The organism is Hydrogenophaga sp. ANAO-22 (assembly GCF_042466645.1).
GTDB lineage: Bacteria > Pseudomonadota > Gammaproteobacteria > Burkholderiales > Burkholderiaceae_C > Hydrogenophaga.
The window spans coordinates 3,429,553-3,447,444 of sequence record NZ_CP159956.1 but is presented as its reverse complement, the minus strand read 5'-3'; the positions used below and the strand labels follow the sequence as shown (position 1 = coordinate 3,447,444).

General features: G+C 68.1%; 16 protein-coding genes. 10 read left to right on the top strand and 6 right to left on the bottom strand.

Going from position 1 to position 17,892, the window contains the following annotated elements:
- Positions 1 to 7: 7 nt before the first annotated feature.
- Positions 8 to 841 carry a PhaM family polyhydroxyalkanoate granule multifunctional regulatory protein gene (locus ABSY19_RS16595; RefSeq protein ID WP_382153570.1) on the bottom strand — a complete coding sequence of 278 codons (834 nt, stop codon included), beginning with the start codon at positions 839 to 841 and terminating at the stop codon, positions 8 to 10.
- A 37-nt stretch (positions 842 to 878) separates the two neighbouring features.
- Entirely contained in the window at positions 879 to 1,709 is an 831-nt protein-coding gene (locus ABSY19_RS16590) for an enoyl-CoA hydratase/isomerase family protein (RefSeq protein WP_382163839.1), read from the bottom strand.
- Between the two features lie 86 nt (positions 1,710 to 1,795).
- On the opposite strand from ABSY19_RS16590, the gene ABSY19_RS16585 reads away from it, so the two are divergent.
- Positions 1,796 to 2,236: a VOC family protein gene (locus tag ABSY19_RS16585; protein ID WP_382153567.1), complete on the top strand. Its 441-nt coding sequence runs from the start codon at positions 1,796 to 1,798 to the stop codon at positions 2,234 to 2,236.
- 9 nt (positions 2,237 to 2,245) lie between these two features.
- On the opposite strand, the gene ABSY19_RS16580 is transcribed toward ABSY19_RS16585, so the two are convergent.
- The gene (locus ABSY19_RS16580; protein ID WP_382153564.1) at positions 2,246 to 3,253 is read right to left on the bottom strand and encodes a fumarylacetoacetate hydrolase family protein; all 1,008 of its coding nucleotides are present in this window, start codon (positions 3,251 to 3,253) and stop codon (positions 2,246 to 2,248) included.
- Positions 3,254 to 3,481: 228 nt separating this feature from the next.
- On the opposite strand from ABSY19_RS16580, the gene ABSY19_RS16575 reads away from it, so the two are divergent.
- From ABSY19_RS16575 to ABSY19_RS16565, 3 genes are all read left to right on the top strand, one after another.
- A complete protein-coding gene (locus ABSY19_RS16575) occupies positions 3,482 to 4,357 on the top strand; it encodes an IclR family transcriptional regulator (protein ID WP_382153561.1) in 876 nt (291 codons plus the stop codon).
- Positions 4,358 to 4,368: 11 nt separating this feature from the next.
- Positions 4,369 to 5,592 carry a DUF3108 domain-containing protein gene (locus tag ABSY19_RS16570; RefSeq protein ID WP_382153558.1) on the top strand — a complete coding sequence of 408 codons (1,224 nt, stop codon included), beginning with the start codon at positions 4,369 to 4,371 and terminating at the stop codon, positions 5,590 to 5,592.
- Positions 5,593 to 5,758: 166 nt separating this feature from the next.
- Positions 5,759 to 6,043: a DUF3567 domain-containing protein gene (locus ABSY19_RS16565; RefSeq protein WP_382153555.1), complete on the top strand. Its 285-nt coding sequence runs from the start codon at positions 5,759 to 5,761 to the stop codon at positions 6,041 to 6,043.
- 49 nt (positions 6,044 to 6,092) lie between these two features.
- Here ABSY19_RS16565 and ABSY19_RS16560 read toward each other — a convergent pair whose 3' ends face one another.
- On the bottom strand, positions 6,093 to 7,163 hold the full coding sequence (locus ABSY19_RS16560) for an AbrB family transcriptional regulator (RefSeq protein ID WP_382163837.1): 1,071 nt from the start codon (positions 7,161 to 7,163) through the stop codon (positions 6,093 to 6,095).
- A gap of 56 nt (positions 7,164 to 7,219) precedes the next feature.
- Between ABSY19_RS16560 and ABSY19_RS16555 the strand changes: the two genes are divergently transcribed.
- Entirely contained in the window at positions 7,220 to 8,029 is an 810-nt protein-coding gene (locus ABSY19_RS16555) for a ChaN family lipoprotein (RefSeq protein WP_382153552.1), read from the top strand.
- 85 nt (positions 8,030 to 8,114) lie between these two features.
- On the opposite strand, the gene ABSY19_RS16550 is transcribed toward ABSY19_RS16555, so the two are convergent.
- On the bottom strand, positions 8,115 to 9,455 hold the full coding sequence (locus ABSY19_RS16550) for an aminotransferase class III-fold pyridoxal phosphate-dependent enzyme (RefSeq protein ID WP_382153549.1): 1,341 nt from the start codon (positions 9,453 to 9,455) through the stop codon (positions 8,115 to 8,117).
- A gap of 124 nt (positions 9,456 to 9,579) precedes the next feature.
- Here ABSY19_RS16550 and purU point away from each other — a divergent pair, with 124 nt between their 5' ends.
- Together purU and ABSY19_RS16540 are read left to right on the top strand one after the other, a co-directional pair.
- A complete protein-coding gene (purU, locus tag ABSY19_RS16545; RefSeq protein ID WP_382153546.1) occupies positions 9,580 to 10,428 on the top strand; it encodes a formyltetrahydrofolate deformylase in 849 nt (282 codons plus the stop codon).
- 37 nt (positions 10,429 to 10,465) lie between these two features.
- Entirely contained in the window at positions 10,466 to 11,335 is an 870-nt protein-coding gene (locus tag ABSY19_RS16540; RefSeq protein WP_382153543.1) for a LysR substrate-binding domain-containing protein, read from the top strand.
- A gap of 24 nt (positions 11,336 to 11,359) precedes the next feature.
- Here ABSY19_RS16540 and ABSY19_RS16535 read toward each other — a convergent pair whose 3' ends face one another.
- Positions 11,360 to 11,782 carry an Hsp20/alpha crystallin family protein gene (locus ABSY19_RS16535; RefSeq protein WP_382153540.1) on the bottom strand — a complete coding sequence of 141 codons (423 nt, stop codon included), beginning with the start codon at positions 11,780 to 11,782 and terminating at the stop codon, positions 11,360 to 11,362.
- A gap of 208 nt (positions 11,783 to 11,990) precedes the next feature.
- Between ABSY19_RS16535 and ABSY19_RS16530 the strand changes: the two genes are divergently transcribed.
- The 3 genes from ABSY19_RS16530 (at position 11,991) to ABSY19_RS16520 (ending at position 17,884) form a co-directional block, all read left to right on the top strand.
- Positions 11,991 to 13,493 (top strand): FAD-linked oxidase C-terminal domain-containing protein, encoded by a 1,503-nt coding sequence (locus ABSY19_RS16530; RefSeq protein WP_382153537.1) that lies wholly within the window; start codon positions 11,991 to 11,993, stop codon positions 13,491 to 13,493.
- 132 nt (positions 13,494 to 13,625) lie between these two features.
- Complete coding sequence (locus tag ABSY19_RS16525) at positions 13,626 to 17,402, top strand: PAS domain S-box protein (protein ID WP_382153534.1); 3,777 nt, start codon at positions 13,626 to 13,628, stop codon at positions 17,400 to 17,402.
- Positions 17,399 to 17,884: a response regulator gene (locus ABSY19_RS16520; protein WP_382153531.1), complete on the top strand. Its 486-nt coding sequence runs from the start codon at positions 17,399 to 17,401 to the stop codon at positions 17,882 to 17,884. Before ABSY19_RS16525 ends, ABSY19_RS16520 begins: the two co-directional genes overlap by 4 nt.
- Positions 17,885 to 17,892: the final 8 nt, after the last annotated feature.

Here is a 17,892-nt window from a genome sequence, read left to right as displayed (position 1 = left end):
GGGAGGTTCAACGTCGGCTGGCGGCCTTGCGGGCCGGGGCCTTCCTGGCGGCCGGCTTGGCGGCGGATTTCGCGGCAGGGCGCGGGGCAGAAGGGCTGGCGGCCGGCCGGGCCACCGCCCGCGCGGCAGCGCGGCCCACGCCCCGGGCGGCCTTGCCGGCCATGCCGGTGGCGGTCTTCAGGGCCTGGTCGGTCAGGCCGCTGGCGACTTGCCGCGTGGTGTCGAGCGCGGTCTGCTTGGCCACGTCTTTCATGGCGTTGCTCGCGATCTGCTGGAACTGCTGCGACAGCGCGCCCCACCATTGCATCGGGTCCACCACGCCACCGGCGGCCGGCGCGGCGGTGGTCGCCGCCTTGCGGGCTGGCTTCTTCTTGCGCGGCGCCGGCGCAGGCGCGGCTTCGGGCTCGGCAGGGGTGCCGTAGGTGCGCGGCGGCACTTCCAGGCCGGCGAACGGCGTGGGCGCGGCGGCGGGTGCGCCGGTGAAGCCGGCCAGGGTGTCGGCGGCCTTGATCTTGAGCGCGTTGGCCACGTCGCCCATGCTGAAGTTCATCGTCTTGAGCGTGGACAAGGTCATCTTCTGCACCTCCAGCGCCTGGATGGTGGCCCCCAGCGCCTTGGCGTTCTGGTCCAGCCAGAAGTGCACGGCTTTGAGTTCCTCGATGCGTTTCTCGAGGTCTTCCACATTGAAAGTGGGCGCCACCCAACTGCCGAGGTTGGGCAACTGAGGGATGTTCTGGCTGATGCCCTGCGCCACCCCGCCGGCCGCCTGGCCCGCGAGGTTCTGCAGGAACTCGAAGCCGGGAACGAATTTGCCGAAACCGCTGCCGGGGGCGTCGCTCATGGAGATCTCCTGTCGTGCCGTCTAGGTCTTGTCTGTCTCAGCCGTCCACGCCGTAGCGGGGTGCGCGGCGCTCACGCAAGGATGCCACACCTTCACGCACATCGGGCCCGGCAAAACCCATGAATTCGAGCGCCAGGGAGGTGTCGAACGCGGGGCCGGCCTGGCGCAGCCAGTTGTTGAGCGAGTACTTGGTCCAGCGGATCGCGGTCTGGCTGCCACTGGCCAGGCGGTCGGCCACTTCATAGGCCTTGTCGAGCAGGGCCGCGTCCTCCACCGCGAGCGAGACCAGGCCGATGCGCTCGGCCTCCTCGCCGCTGATGGGGTCGCACAACATCAGGTAGTACTTGGCCTTGGCCAGGCCGCACAGCAGGGGCCAGACGATGGCCGCGTGGTCCCCGGCCGCCACGCCCAGGCGCGTGTGCCCGTCGACGATCTTGGCGCTCTTGGCCGCGATCGAGATGTCGGCCAGCAGGCCGGCCACCAGGCCCGCGCCCACGGCCGGGCCGTGCATGGCGCTGACGATGGGCTTGTCGCAGTTGATGACGTTGTAGACCAGGTCGCGCGCTTCCTTCCAGACGCGCGTGCGCACCTCGAAGTCGGTCGCCATGTCCTGCACCAGCGCGAGGTCGCCGCCGCCGGAAAAACCCATGCCGCTGCCGCGCAGCACGGCGCAGCGCACGCTGTCGTCGCGCCCCACGTCGCGCCAGATCTCGCTGAGTTCCCAGTGGCCGTCGTGGCCGGCGGTGGGCAGCTTGCCGTTGCCGCCCGGGCCGTCGGCGCGCATCTGGATGTCGAGCACGGAAGGCACGCCGTCCACGGTGGGGCCGCGGCGGGTGATGGCGAGGGTCTGGTAGCGGCTGTAGTCCACGGGGCTGCTCATGCGGGTCTCCTGAAGGGCTGGGGGTTCTGTCGGTCATTGTGCTCGACCGCGCGCCAGCGTCTATGCTGGCGGCCATGAACCCGTCCACCGCTGCGCTGCACACCCGCAGCCTGTTCCATTTCGCCTTCAACGTCACCGACCTGGACGCGGCGCGCCGCTTCTACGGCGGCGCGCTCGGCTGCGCCGAGGGCCGCAGCACCGACACCTGGGTGGACTTCGATTTCTTCAGCCACCAGATCTCGCTGCACCTGGGCGAGCCGCTGAAGACGCAGCGCACCGGCCGCGTGGGCGAGCACCTGGTGCCCATGCCGCACTTCGGCCTGGTGCTGCTGCTGCCGGAGTGGCAAGCGCTGGCCGCGCGGCTGCAGGCCGCGAACGTGGACTTCGTGCTGCCGCCCCAGGTGCGCTTCGAGGGGCAGCCCGGCGAGCAGTGGACGATGTTCTTCTGCGACCCCTTCGGCAACCCGATCGAGGTCAAGGGCTTCGCGTCGATCGAGCAGGTCTACGCTGTTTGAACGCTGGCCTCAGGCCAGCGGCGCGATTTTCTGGTCGATCGCGCCGAACACGGACTGGCCGTCCTTGCCCTTCATCTCGATGCGGATGGTGTCGCCGAACTTCATGAAGGCGGTCGAGGGCTGGCCGTCCAGGATGGTCTCGATCGCGCGCTTCTCGGCGATGCAGCTGTAGCCCTTGGGCCAGTCCTTGCGGCCGTCCACGTCCGTGCCCTTGTTGCTCACCGTGCCGCTGCCCACGATGGAGCCGGCGCGCACGTTGCGCGTCTTGGTGATGTGGGCCACGAGCTGGCCGAAGTGGAAGGTCATCTCCGGGCCGGCCTCGCACATGCCGACCTTGCGGCCGTTCCAGGTCGACTGCATGGTCAGGTGCACGCGGCCACCCTGCCAGGCGTCGCCGAGCTCGTCGGGCGTGACCGCCACCGGGCTGAACGCGGTGGCCGGCTTGCTCTGGAAGAAGCCGAAGCCCTTGGCCAGTTCGGCCGGGATCAGGTTGCGCAGCGACAGGTCGTTGGCCAGCATCAGCAGGCGCACGCCCTCCAAGGCCTGCTCGGGCGTGGCGCTCATGGGCACGTCGCCGGTGATGACGGCGATCTCGGCCTCGAAGTCGATGCCGAAGTCTTCACTGGCCACCACCACGTCTTCGCAGGGGCCGATGAAGTCGTCGCTGCCGCCCTGGTACATCAGCGGGTCGGTGTAGAACGACGCCGGCACTTCGCTGTTGCGCGCGGCGCGCACCAGTTCCACGTGGTTGATGTAGGCCGAGCCGTCGGCCCACTGGTAGGCGCGCGGCAGCGGGGCCATGCACTGGGCGGGGTCGAACGGGAAGGCGTGGCGCGCCTTGCCCTGGTTGAGCGTGACGTACAGGTCGTGCAACTGGGGGCTGATGAAGTTCCAGTCGTCCAGCGCCTGCTGGAGCTTGTGGGCGATGCCGGTCGCATAATGCGCCGTGCTCAGGTCGCGGGAGACCACCACCAGTTGTCCGTCGCGCGAGCCGTCTTTGTAAGTGGCGAGTTTCATGCAAGTCTCCTGCTGTCAGGTTGGGGTCAAAGCGGGCACATTGTCCGCCTGGGGGCGGTTCGGTGGCACACTCGGGGGATGTCTTTGAATTACGAATAGTGAAATTGATTCACCTATTCGTAAATACGGGATTCTAGACGAAAGCCCCGTGAACCGCTGCAAGACCCGCCACCGGCCCGGGGAACCCACCGCCCGACCGACCGTCCAACCTTCGTGACCCTGATTCACATGCCTGTTGCCCAACGCCCCGCCATCGACACCGAAACCCGTGACGACGCGGAACCGTTGCGCGCGGGCATCCAGTCGGTGGAAGTGGGCTTCGAGCTGCTCGATGCCCTGTCGCAGGCCGACGGTGCCCTGATGCTGCGCGACCTGGCCGCCGCGGCCGGCATGAGCGCGGCCAAGGCCCACCGCTACCTGGTGAGCTTCCAGCGCATGGGCCTGGTGGTGCAGGACCCGGTGAGCACGCGCTACGACCTCGGCCCCGCCGCGCTGCGCATCGGGCTGGCCAGCCTCGCGCGCCTCGACGCCGTGAAGTTCGCGCGCGAACGCATCGATGGCCTGCTGGCCGAGACCGGCCACACCCTGGCCATCGCGGTGTGGGGCAACCAGGGCCCCACCATGGTGCACTGGATCGAGGCGCCTCAGACCGTGCCCGTTACCCTGCGCCTGGGCGACGTCATGCCGCTGCTGACCTCGGCCACCGGCCGCTGCTTTGCCGCCTTCATGGGCAACGAAGGCCGCGACGCCCAGCGCATCGCCCCCATGGTGCGCGACGAACTCACGCGCCTGAAGAAGCTGCCGCAACACGGCGACCTGCCCCTGGTGGACGTGCCCCAGTCGCCGCAGGAGGTGCAGGCCCTGCTCGAAGACACCCGGCGCCGGGGCCTGGCGCGCGTGGTGCACAGCCTGCTGCCCGGCGTGGGCGGCTTCTGCGCCCCGGTGTTCGACGCCCAGGGCCGGCTCGCGCTGGGCTTGGTGGTGCTCGGCTCCGTGGCCACGCTGGACACCGACTGGCAGGGCGCCCCCGCCACCGCCCTGCTGCGCTGCGCCCGCCAGCTCAGCGCCGACCTGGGGCACCGCCCCGCCCCTTCCAGCCCGTGACCCAAACGCCCTTGTCACCTTCTGCCTCGCCACGCGGGTCGGTGCTCGCCGCGCTGGTGGCGCTGGTGCTGGGCCTGCACCTGGTCCTGCTCGCCGGCGGCATCACGCTTCAGCTGCCCGACACCGCCCGGGCGCCAGCGCCCCCGGCCACCGGCGCCAGGGCATCCGCCGCGAACGCCGAACCGCCCGCCACCGCCTCCAACCCGGCAGCGCGCCCGCAGCCGGCGCAGGTGAGCACCGTGCGCTGGATCGTGCCCGCCGCCCCGGCGCCCGCGCCGCGCCCCGAACCCGCGCCCCGGCCCAAGCCTGTTCCGAAGGCGGCGCCCACGGCCCGCCCCGCCCCGGTTCCCGAACCCATCGCCGTGGCCCAGGCAGCGCCCGAACCCGCCGAGGCCGTCGCCCTCGCGCCGACTGAGACGCCGGCCATCGCTTCGCAGGAAGTGGCCGTGAGCGAACCTCCGGCGCCGGCACCCGAAGCGCCGGCAGAAGCGGTGGCGGCGCCTCCTGCCACGCCCGAAACACCCCCAACCAGCGAGCCCACCGGCACCACGCCGTCGGCAGCAACCGACGGCAAACCCAGCGCCCCCGTCGCCCTGCCACCCGCCACGCCGCCGCCCAGCACCCGCCTGCACTACGACGTGACCGGCAACGTCAAGGGCATCGGCTACAAGGCCCAGGGCACGCTGGACTGGGCCGTGGCCGACGGCCGCTACGAGGCCCGCATGGAGATGCGCGTGCTGCTGCTGGGCAGCCGCTCGCAGACCAGCATCGGCCACGTCGGCCCCAACGGTCTGATGCCCGAGCGCTTCGCCGACAAGAGCCGCAGCGAGAAAGCCGCCCATTTCGATGCGGCGCAACAGCGCATCCGCTTCAGCAGCAACGCGCCCGAAGCACCGCTGCAGCCGGGGGCGCAGGACCGCCTGAGCCTGTTCCTGCAGCTCGCCAGCCTGCTGCAGGCCCACCCGCAGGCCTACACCACCGGCCAGACGGTGGACATGCAGGTGGCCGGCACGGGCGACGCCCCCGTCTGGCGCTTCGACGTGGGCGAAGAATCGACGATTTCGCTGCCAGCGGGCGAATTCAAGGTGCGCCACCTGGTGCGCCAGCCGCGCAAGGAATTCGACAGCACGGTCGAAATGTGGCTCGCGCCCAGCCTGCACCACCTGCCCGTGCGCCTGCGGGTGAAACAGTCGAATGGCGATGTGGCCGATCAGCAACTCAGCCAGATGCCGTAAGGCAAGCACCTGTAGGACAAACACCCATCTGTGCCAAAAAAGACACGCATCTTGAAGTCCGGGGGAACGTCGCCACGTAAAGCTGCATCTGACCTATAAATCGGCGCGTATTTGCCGATATAAGGTTGTCAGGAACGCAGATTTTTTCTATTCAAGGATTTCAGTCATGCACATGCTTTACGACTCGGATGCCTTCGCTGTGGTCCACATCCTGGCCAATGCGCCCGTCGAGGGCGACAACGAAGTGGCCGACGGCCCGCAGATTCCCCGCCACGGTTTCGAGATCGTGGACAAGCGCTCGGGCAAAGAGGTGTACCTCGACGGCTCCTGGGCCGAGATGTTCCAGCTCCAGATCACCGCCTGGCAGCAGAGCACGCCGTCCCAGGAAGAGGTGGAAGACACGCTCGAGGGCTATGCCACGCTGGCCCAGATGCCCGTGGTCATGCACTGAACGAACGCGCTTCCTCTGAAAAAAGGCCGCTGCACCCCAGCGGCCTTTTTCATGTCGGGCCGTGGCGCCAGCGGTACAGCGGCTCGGCCAGCACCAGCACCGCCACCAGCCGGCAGACCTGGAACGCCGTCACCACCGGCACGCCCAGCTGCAGCACCTTGGCGGTGATGGCCATCTCGGCAATGCCGCCGGGCGCGGTGCCCAGCAGCAGCGTGACCGGGTGCAAGCCCGTCAGCTGCGCCAGCACCCAGCCGAAACCGGCGCACAGGCCCATCATCACCAGCGTGGCGAAAGCCACCGACGCCAACCAGCGCGGCGCCGTGTGCACGAAAGTGGGCGTGAAACGCACACCCAGGCTCACACCGATCACCAACTGCGCCGCGTTCGACAGGCTCTGCGGGATGGCCGACAGGGTGTGGCCGCTCAAGGTCACCACCATGGTGACCACCAGCGCGCCCATGAACCAGGGGTTGGCGCGGCCCAGGCGCTGCATGGCCAGCGCGCCCAGCAGCGTGAGCCCGGCCAGCGCCAGCAGCCCCAGGGCTTGCACGTCCCGCACGCCTTGCGCCCCGGTGTCGAGCCCGCTCACGCCCCCGAACTGCAGGGCAAACGGAATGGTGACCGTCACCAGCAGCACCCGCAGGCTGTGCGCGGCCGCCACCAGATCGGTGCGCGCGCCCTGGCGCTCGGCGATCAGCGTCATCTCGGACGCGCCGCCGATCGCGCCAGCGAAATAGGTGGTGCAGCGCAGCTCCGCGGGCGTCAAGGCCACCAGATGCCCCGCGTGCAGCCAGCGCAGCCAGGCTGCAAAACCCAGGCCCAGGGCCAATGCCCAGGCGATGCCGAGCGCGATGGCCCACCAGAGGCTGGCCACGAGCGCGCCCACGGCCGGCGTGAAGTACAGGCCCAGCGCGGTGCCGATCACCCACTGCCCGCTGTTGCGCAAAGGCGTCCAGCTCTCGGTGCGCATGCCCAGCACCGACACCAGCGCGGTCGCCAGCAGCGGACCGATCATCCAGGGGATGGGCGTGTGCAGCCAGCGGCACAGCAAGGCGGCGGCCAGGGCGATCGTCAGGGTGAGGCAGACGCGCGGCCACGAAGCGGGCCGCCAGGCAGGCAGAAAGGACACGCGGAAAGGGAAGGTGAGGGGGCGTCGGGTGCGCTTAGTATCCACGCATGACCTGTCGAACCGCTGTCGCCCTCGCCCTGGGCCTGTCCTTGCTCGCGGCCTGCGCGCACCGCCCACCCACCACCGTGCCGGCCCTGCTCGACCGCGTGCTGCCCGCGCCGGTGTTGCTGCTCGGCGAGCAACACGACGCCGCCGAGCACCAAGCCCTGCAGCGCGACGTGGTGCTGGCCCTGGCCCGGCGCGACCAGCTAGGCGCGGTCGTGATGGAAATGATCGAACAGGGGCGCAGCACGCAAGGCCTGCCCAGCGACGCCGACGAGGCGCGCGTGCGCGAGGCCCTGGGCTGGACCGAGCAGAGCGGCTGGCCCTGGCCGGTGTACGGCCCGGTGGTGATGGCCGCCGTGCGCAGCGGCGTGCCCGTGATCGGCGGCAACCTGCCGCGCGCGCAGATGCGCAGCACCATGGGTCAGGCCGAGCTGGACGGCCTGGTGAGCGAGAGCGTGCTGCAGCGCCAGCGCGACGGCATCCGCGAGAGCCATTGCGGCCTGCTGCCCGAGAGCCAGATCGCGCCCATGACGCGCATCCAGCTCGCGCGCGACCGGTCGATGGCGCAGACGGCCGCGCAGGCCCTCATCCCAGGCAAGACGGTGCTGCTGGTGGCCGGCAACGGCCATGTGCGCGAAGACCTCGGCGTGCCCCTGCACCTGCCCGCGTCCGTGGGCCACAAGGTGGTGATGGCGCAGGCCGGCACCACCAAGGACGCCAGCGCACCGCCAGCCGACGCGGTGTGGCAGACCCCCGCGCTGCCCCCGCGCGACCACTGCGCCGAATTGAAGCAGCGCATGCCGGTGCGCTAAGCCCAGGGGCACCGAGGGTCCGGCTCCGCCGGCCCCAGGTGCCGTCCCCCCACCGGGGGGAAGCCGCGCCAGCGGCGCAGGGGGGTTACCCCAGCCTTTTGATCGCGTCGGCCAGCGTGCCCACCATGGTCTCGATCTGCGCGCGATCGACGATGTAGGGCGGCGCGAACACCAGGTTGTCGCCCGCGTTGCGCACCAGCACGCCCCGGTGGTAGCAGTCCATGAACACGTCGAACGCGCGCTTGCCGGGCAGGCCCGGTTGCGGCGCGAGTTCCACGGCGGCCGCCAGCCCGAGGCTGCGGATGCCGATCACATGCGGCAGGCCCTTGAGCGCGCTGTGCATCGCGTCGCCCAGCACCGGCCCCATCTCGCCCGCGCGGGCGAACAGGTTTTCCTCGCGGAACAGGTCCAGCGTGGCGATGGCCGCCGCGCAGGCCACCGGATGGCCCGAGTAGGTGTAGCCATGGAAGAACTCGATGGCGTGGTCCGGCGCGCTGCCGTGCGCGCCCATCATGGCGTTGTAGATGCGGTCGGTGCAGACCACGCCGCCCAGCGGGAACACGCCGTTGGTCACGGCCTTGGCGAAATTCAGCATGTCGGGCTGCACGCCGTAGTAGTCCGACGCGAAAGCCGTGCCCAGGCGGCCGAAACCGGTGATCACCTCGTCGAAGATCAGCAGGATGCCGTGCTTGTCGCAGATCTCCCGCAGGCGCTTGAGGTAACCCTGCGGCGGCACGTACCAGCCCGCGCTGCCGGCGACGGGCTCGACGATCACGGCCGCCACGTTGCTGGGGTCGTGCAGCGGCAGGATGCGGTTCTCCAGCTCCAGCAGCAGGTCTTCGTCCCACACCGGTTCGGTGTTGTGCACGTAGGCGTGCTTGACCGGGTCGTGGATGAAGCGCAGGTGGTCCACGCGCGGCAGCAGGGCGGCGCCGTAGACCTTGCGGTTGGCCGGGATGCCGCCCACGCTCATGCCGCCAAAGCCCACGCCGTGGTAACCGCGCTCGCGGCCGATGAAGATGTTGCGGTGGCCTTCGCCGCGCGCGCGGTGGTAGGCCAGCGCCACCTTCATCGAGGTGTCGGCGGCCTCGCTGCCGGAGTTGCAGAACAGCACCTTGTTCAGGTCTCCCGGCGCCATGGCGGCGATCATCTCGGCGGCGCGAAAGGCCTTGTCGTTGCTGACGCTGAAGGCGGTGCTGTAGTCCAGCGTGTCCAGCTGCTGCTTGATGGCTTCGTTGATCGGCTTGCGGTTGTGGCCGGCGCCCACGCACCACAGGCTGGAAATGCCGTCGATGACCTGGCGGCCGTCGTGCGTCGTGAAGTACATGCCGTCGGCCGCCACGAAGACCCGGGGGTCTTTCTGGAAACTGCGGTTGGGCGTGAAGGGCAACCACTGGTTGTCCATGCGGAAATCGTTGTAGGCCATGCGGGCGTCTCCTGCGGCAAAAGGACGGGGAAGCGGCATTTTGTCACCGCCTCCCGCCTCCAGGGGCTCCATTGCGCCGGGTTCGGCCAGGCCCACCGCGCCTTGCTGCGACAATTCGCACGCCATGAATCACACCTACGTTCTTACCCTGTCCTGCTCGGACCGCCCGGGCATCGTGCACGCCGTTTCCGGCTTCCTGCTGGAGCACGGGGGCAACATCGAAGAAGCCGCGCAGTACAACGACCATGCCACCGGCCTGTTCTTCATGCGCGTGCAGTTCGCCTGCGGCCAGCTCACCCAGGACGACCTGCGCCTGCACCTGAAGCTGTTCGCCGAACCGTTCGCCATGCAGTGGAGCCTGCACCCGCTGGCCGAGCCGGTGCGCACCGTCATCTTCGTCAGCAAGGAAGGCCACTGCCTCAACGACCTGATGTTCCGCTGGAAGAGCGGCCTGCTGCCGCTGGACATCCGCGCCATCATCAGCAACCACCGCGACTTCTACCAGCTCGCGGCCAGCTACAACGTGCCCTTCCACCACATCCCGGTGACCGCCGCCACCAAGCCGCAAGCCGAGGCCAAGCAGCTGGAGATCATCCAGAACGAAGGCGCCGAGCTGGTGGTGCTGGCGCGCTACATGCAGGTGCTCAGCAACGACCTGTGCCGCGAACTCTCGGGCAAGGCCATCAACATCCACCACAGCTTCCTGCCCAGCTTCAAGGGCGCCAAGCCCTACTACCAGGCGCACGACCGGGGCGTGAAGCTGATCGGGGCCACCGCCCACTACGTGACAGCCGACCTCGACGAAGGCCCCATCATCGAGCAGGACGTGGCCCGGGTGGACCACACCGACGCGGTGGAAGACCTCACCGCGCGCGGCCGCGACACCGAAAGCCAGGTGCTGGCGCGCGCCGTGAAATGGCACAGCGAACACCGCGTGCTGCTCAACGGCCACAAGACCGTGGTGTTCAAGTGAACGAGACCACGCGTCAGCGGTGGAGCGTGGGGGCGCCATGAGCATCCGGATTCCTCCCATCCAGTGCCTCCTGACTTTCGAGGCGCTGGCGCGCCTGCGCAGCGTGACGCAGACGGGGGAGGAACTGAACGTGACGCCCAGCGCGGTGAGCCACCGCGTGCGCCAGCTGGAGCAGATCCTGGGCACCAAGCTGTTCGGCCGCGCCGATTTCTCGCTCACCACCGAGGGCAGCGAATACCTGGCCCACGTGCGCGAAGGCCTGGGCATCCTGCAGCGTTTTCCGGGCGGCAACACGGCGCCGGGCAAACGCAAGCTCAAGCTGGCCGTCACACCGACCTTCGCGCGCTCGATCCTGATGCCGCGCCTGCGCCAGTTCACCGAGGCCTACCCGGAGATCGACCTGACGCTGCAGGTCTCGATCCCGCTGCTGGACGTGGTCGCCGAGGACGCCGACCTCACGGTGCGCTACGGCACCGGCCGCTACGCCGACGTGGAGCACATCTGCCTGCTCAAAGACGAAGTGACGCCGCTGGCGTCTCCCGCCTACATCCGCGAGAACGGCCCGTTCGACACGGTGGAAGACCTGCAGCGCGCCGCCCTGTTGCGCAGCCCGCTCGAACCCTGGCGCACCTGGTTCGCGGCGCACGAACTCGACTGGCCCGAGCCGGTCGAGGGCTCGTCGTTCAACGACATCGGGCTGATGTGCGATGCCGCGGCGCAAGGCCTGGGCGTCGCCCTGGTGCGCCTCAAGCTGGGCGCGCCCTGGATCGAGAACGGCTCGCTGGAACGCATCTCGGAACGCAACATCCCATCGCCCCATGCGCACTACCTGTGCTGGCAGGCCGGTGCGATGGAGCGGTGGGAATGCGCGGCGTTCGCCGAGTGGCTCAAGAAAAGCGTGAACTGAAGAGCCCGCAGGCGGATCGCGGGTTTATTCGATCGCCAGGCGCTGGGCCGCGGCGGCGGTCTTCTTCGGCAGCGTGAGCTGCAGCACACCGTTCTCGTACTTCGCTTTCGCGGCGCTGTTGTCCACGTCGACCGGCAACTGGAAGCTGCGCGAGACGGCACCGTAGTAACGTTCGCTGCGCAGCAGCTTGCCGCCTTCGGTCTGGCTGTCCTGCTGCTTGATCTCGGCGCGCAGGGTCACCAGCTTGCCGTCGACGTTGACGTGGATGTCGTCCTTGGACACGCCGGGCACTTCGGCCTGCAGGGTGTAGGCCTCGGGCGTCTCTTTCACATCGACGCGGATCTGCGCCGGCAGGCCGTCGCCGTGCAGCGGCTTGACGTAGAAGGCGGGGGCGACGTCGTTGAAGAAGTCGTCGAAAAAACCACGGCGGGCAATGAGGCTGTTCATGGCAAGAAACTCCTGATGGATGGTGAGGTTCCAGGGCGCGACAGGCGTCCTGCGGTGAACACAACTTGATGCCACCGCCCGCCGATTTCAAGGGCCCTTCGTCACCGCCCGCCGAAGCGTTCACAAAGCGCTGCAAGTTTCTTCAATCCGGCACGCAAGCTTTGGCCTAGACTGGAGCGGCCCTTGATCCGACCCGCACCGGCCCCACATGAACGCACCCGCCCGCCCCGCCGAAAACACTTCCCTGCAACGCGCGCAACGGCAGGCCGACGTGGTGCGCGCGCTGCAGGCCGTGGTGCCGGCGCACGCACTGCTCTGGCAGGCCGAGGACACGGTGCCCTACGAATGCGATGGCCTGACCGCGTACCGCGAGCGCCCGCTGGTGGTGGTGCTTCCCGAGACCGAGGGCCAGGTCGCGGCCGTGCTCAAGGCCTGCCACGGCCTGGGCGTGCCGGTGGTGGCGCGCGGCGCGGGCACGGGGCTCTCGGGCGGTGCCATGCCGCACGCGCTGGGCGTCACGCTGTCGCTGGCCAAGTTCAACCGCATCGTGCGCATCGATCCGCGCTCGCGCACCGCGGTCGTGCAGGCGGGCGTGCGCAACCTCGCGATCTCCGAAGCCGCCGCCCCGCAGGGCCTGTACTACGCCCCCGACCCCAGCAGCCAGATCGCCTGCACCATCGGCGGCAACGTGGCGGAGAACTCGGGTGGTGTGCACTGCCTCAAGTACGGCCTGACCCTGCACAACGTGCTGGCCGTGCGCGGCTTCACCGTCGAGGGTGAGCCCGTCACCTTCGGGGGTGATGCGCTCGACGCACCCGGCCTGGACCTGCTGCCCCTGGTGATCGGCAGCGAAGGCATGTTGGCCGTCACCACCGAGGTCACGGTCAGGCTGGTGCCCAAGCCGCTGCTGGCGCGCTGCATCATGGCCAGCTTCGACGACATCCGAAAGGCCGGCGACGCGGTGGCCTCGGTGATCGCGGCCGGCATCATCCCGGCCGGCCTCGAAATGATGGACAAGCCCATGACCGCGGCGGTGGAGGACTTCGTGCACGCGGGCTACGACCTGAGCGCCGAAGCCATCCTGCTGTGCGAGAGCGACGGCACGCCGGAGGAGGTGGAAGAAGAGATCGGCCGCATGAGCGCGGTGCTGCGCCAATGCGGCGCCACCGCCATCGCCGTCAGCCGCGACGAAGCCGAGCGCCTGCGTTTCTGGAGCGGGCGCAAGAACGCGTTCCCGGCGAGCGGGCGCATCAGCCCCGACTACATGTGCATGGACTCGACCATTCCACGCAAGCGCCTGGCCGACATCCTGCTGGCCATCGCCGAGATGGAGAAGAAGCACGGGCTGCGCTGCGCCAACGTGTTCCATGCGGGCGACGGCAACCTGCACCCGCTGATCCTGTTCGACGCCAACGACGCCGACCAGTTGCACCGCTGCGAGCTGTTCGGTGCCGAGATCCTGGAGACCAGCGTCGCCATGGGCGGCACGGTCACCGGCGAGCATGGCGTGGGCGTGGAAAAGCTCAACAGCATGTGCGTCCAGTTCTCCGCCGAGGAAAATGCACAGATGTTCGCCGTCAAACGGGCCTTTGATACCAATGGGCTACTGAATCCGGGCAAGGTCATCCCGACCCTGCAACGTTGTGCTGAATACGGTCGGATGCTGGTGCGCGCGGGGGCTTTGGCGCACCCTGAGCTACCGCGTTTCTAGCTGTCAAATATCACGCTGGAGAAAGAGGGCCCTGGGGTACAGTTGTGCCGGATGAGCACCCTTTTTCCCTCGGAGGACAAACGCGTTGACAGCCACAGAACCGAACGCTCGGCTGTGGAGCGTGAGCGTGCGTTGCTTCTGGAGCTGGAAACCCTGCGAGCGGAGAACGAGCACCTGCGCCGCAGCTACGCGCAGCGGCTCAGCGGCCAGCCCGACAGCACCGACCTGAAGCGCCAGGCCAACCTGCCACTGCCTCTGGAAACCGCGCTGGAAGCGGCCGCCTGGGACCGGGCTCCGCACACCGCGCAGATCGAATACGAAGCGCTGTTCTCGGCCCTGGCCAGCGTCTTTCCCATCGGCGTCTTTCGCACCGACCACGCGGGCGTGCTGACCCACGTGGACGAGCAGCTGCAGGCGATCTTCGCGCTGAAGAAGCAGGACTTCCCCAACTTCGGCTGGTTCAGCCGCGTGCACCCCGACGACCTGGAACGCGTGCAGCAGCACTGGTTTCGGGCGATCTCCGAGGCCGAAACGCTCAGCGTGGAGTTCCGCCTGGTGCGCCCGGGCAACGAGGTGGTCCATGTGCTGGTGCGCAACGCACCCTTGCGCGATGCCAACGGCGCCGTCGTCAGCCAGCTCGGTTTCATGCAGGACATCACGCCCATGCGCACGCTGGAAGCCGACGCGCGCATCAAGGACGAGCTGAACCGCCAGATCATCTCCAGCAGCCCCGACTGCACCAAGGTGCTCGATCTGCAAGGCCGCGTGGTGCAGATGACGGCCCAGGGCTGCCGCCTGGTCGAGGTGGACGATTTCGAACAGGTGCGCAACAGCGAATGGGTCACCTGGTGGCCGGACGACGGGGCCTTGCTCTCGCGCGAAGCCCTGGAGAGCGCACGCCAGGGCAAGAGCGCGCGCTTCGTGGCGTTCGGCAACACCTTCAAGGGCACACCCAAGTGGTGGGACACGGTGGTCACCCCCATCTGCGATGCGCAGAACCGGCCCGTGATGGTGCTGGCCGTCTCGCGCGACATCACCGCGCTGCACCAGCAGCAGGAAGAGATCCAGCGCTTCAACGTCGAGCTGGAAGCCCGCGTGCGGCAACGCACCGACGAACTGGCCGACGCCAAGGAGCGCATCCACCAGGCCCTGCGCGATGCCCAGGCCCTCTACAACCAGGCCCCCTGCGGCTACCACTCGGTGGACGCCGACGGCGTGTTCGTGCTGATCAACCGCACCGCGCTGGACTGGCTGGGCTACGAGCGCGACGAGGTGGTCGGCAAGCTGCGCTTCCACGACATCGTGCCGCCCGAGCACCAGCACCTGGTCGGCGAGCGCCTGGCGCGCATGACGCGCGGCGAAAAACTGGAGGCCGCCGAGTTCCCGATCCGCCGCCGCGACGGCAGCACCTTCCTGGCCCTGCTCAGCAGCACCGCGGTCGTCGACGAGCACGGCCGTTTCGTCCGCACCAACAACACCCTGGTGGACATCACCGAACGCAAGGGCGCCGAGAACGCCCTCGCGGGACAGCGCAATTTCCTGCAGGCCATCACCAACAGCGTGCCGGTGCAGCTGGCGTTCTTCGACCGCGACCTGATCTGCCGCTTCGCCAACGCCAGCTACGCGCGCTGGGTGCAGGGCGATACCGAGCAGCTGATCGGCATGCACCTGAGCCAGATCGCACGGCCCCAGGATTTCGAGGCCTCGCGCCTGAACCTGGCCGCCGCGCTGTCCGGCGAAATCCAGCGCTTCGAAGGCAAACGAGCCTTCCCTGATGGGCACAGCTTCTACGCCGGCATCGAATACACACCGTACTGGCATGCGGGTCAGGTGCAGGGAATCATCATCCAGATGATCGACCTCTCCCAGCGCAAGGCGTCGGAAGACCTGGTGCGCCAGGCCAATGGCCAGCTCAACAGCGCACTGCGGCAGTCGCAGGACCTCTACAACAACGCGCCCTGCGGCTACCACTCGCTCGACGTCAACGGCATCTACGTGTCCATCAACGACACCGAGCTCGACTGGCTGGGCTACCGCCGCGACGAGGTGGTGGGCAAGATGGCCTTCCGCGACATGATGGCGCCGCGGCACACGGATCTGCTGGAGCACCGCATGCAGAAGATCCTGAAGGACGATGCCTTGGAGGCCGTGGAGTACGAGATGCGCCGCCGCGACGGCAGCACCTTCCACGCCCTGCTCTCGTCGTCCGCCGTGCGCGATGCCGACGGCCGCTTCCTGCGCAGCAACACCACGGTGGTGGACATCACGCTGCGCAAGGCGGCCGAGATGGCGCTGCGCGACAACCAGCGCTTCCTTCAGACCATCACCGACCACGTGCCGGGCCTGATCGCCTACCTCGATGCGGGCCTGCATTTCCGGTTCGCCAATGCCGAGCACCTGCGCGTCTATGGCATGGACCCCCAGTACATCATCGGGCGGCACATCGGTGAATGCGTGAAACCCGACGTCTGGGCCGACATCGAGCCTCGCATGCGGATGGCGCTGGCCGGCCAGCCCCACCACTTCGAGACCTGGCGCCCCACCATCGATGGCCAGCAGATCTTCGTGAGCGCGAGCTACCTGCCCGACTTCAATGACGAAGGCAAGGTGCAGGGCCTGTTCGTGCAGATCATCGACATCACCGACCGCAAACGCATCGAAGAGCGCGTCGTCCACCTCAACGAGGAACTGGAGCAACGCATCAGCGAGCGCTCGCTGGAACTGCTGGAGAGCGAACAGCGTTTCCGCCTCATGGTGGACAACCTGCGCGACTACTGCATCTTCTTCATGGATGCCGACGGCATCATCACCGACTGGACCGACAGCGCCCAGCGCATGGACGGCTATTCGCCCACGCAGATGCTGGGCCGCCACTACGGCGTGCTGTTCGATCCGGTCAACCCGGACCATGGCAAGGTCAGCGCCATGCAGATGCTGCGCCTGGCGGCCTCACGTGGGCAGCACGAGCTGCACAACTGGCACACCCGCAAGGACGGCTCGCAGTACTGGTCGCACTCGGTGCTCATTGCCCTGCGCGACGACAGCGGCGAACTCAAGGGCTTCGCCAAGGTCAACCGGGACATGACCGACGCCAAGCGGCTCGACGACCTGATGCGCAACATCAACGACGAGCTGGAGAACCGGGTGGTCGAGCGCACCGAACAGCTGCTCGCCGCCAACAAGGACCTGGAGTCGTTCTCGTACTCGGTCTCGCACGACCTGCGGTCGCCCCTGCGCCACATCTCGAGTTTCGTCAGCCTGCTGGAGGAACACCTCGGTGGCCAATGCGACGAGGTGAGCGCCCGCTACCTGAGCACGATCGGCAATTCAGCCCGGCACATGAGCCAGCTCATCGACGGCCTGCTCGCGTTCTCGCGCCTGGGGCGTTCGGCCGTGAACCTCACGGCGGTGGACTTCACCCTGCTGGTGGATGCGGTGGTCGGCCAGATCGGGCACGACACCGAAGGCCGGGTGGTCGACTGGGTGGTGGCGCCCGACCTGCCCGTGGTGCAGGGCGACGCCCTGCTGCTGCGCGAGGTCTGGGCCAACCTGTTGGGCAATGCCTACAAATACACCCGTCCGCGTGAAAGAACGCGCATCGAGGTGGGTTGGAGCATGGACCCTGTTGTCGGCTATACCTTCTTTGTTCGTGACAATGGCGTGGGTTTTGACACAAAATACGCCCAGAAGCTGTTTGGCGTTTTCCAACGCCTGCATCGCGCCTCGGAGTTTGAAGGCACTGGCATCGGCCTGGCACTGACGCGGCGCATCATTGAGCGACACGGCGGCACCATCTGGGCTGAAAGCCAGCTCGGAGAGGGCAGTGTGTTCTATTTTTCGCTACCTTTTGAAGGCGCCCATGGGTTCGAGTCTCCTCCCGACTCCATGCCGGCCGCCCTGGAACCATGAGCAAAAACGCCGACGCCATCCTTCTCGTTGAAGACAATCCCGACGATGCCGAGCTGACCAAGCTGGCCTTGGCGCGCCATGGGCTGGACGGGCGGGTGACGCACGTCTCGGATGGCATGCAGGCCCTGGACTACCTGCACCGCCGCAACAGTTTCACCAACCGCTCGGGCAGCAACCCCATGCTGGTGCTGCTGGACCTGAAGATGCCCCTGCTGGATGGCATCGGCGTGCTCCGGGAAATCAAGGGCTCGGACAACCTGCACCACATCCCCGTGGTGGTGCTGACCTCCTCCACCGAGCCGAGCGACCTGCTGCGCGCCTACGACGCGGGCACCAACGCCTACATCGCCAAGCCCACTGAGTTCTCGCAGTTCCTCAGCGCGATGAAGCACGTGTGCGAGTTCTGGATCAACATCAACCAGACCGCGCCGCAACTGCCCAGCGCGGGCGTGCGCACCACCGGTTTCGGCGACCTGATCTGATGAACCCG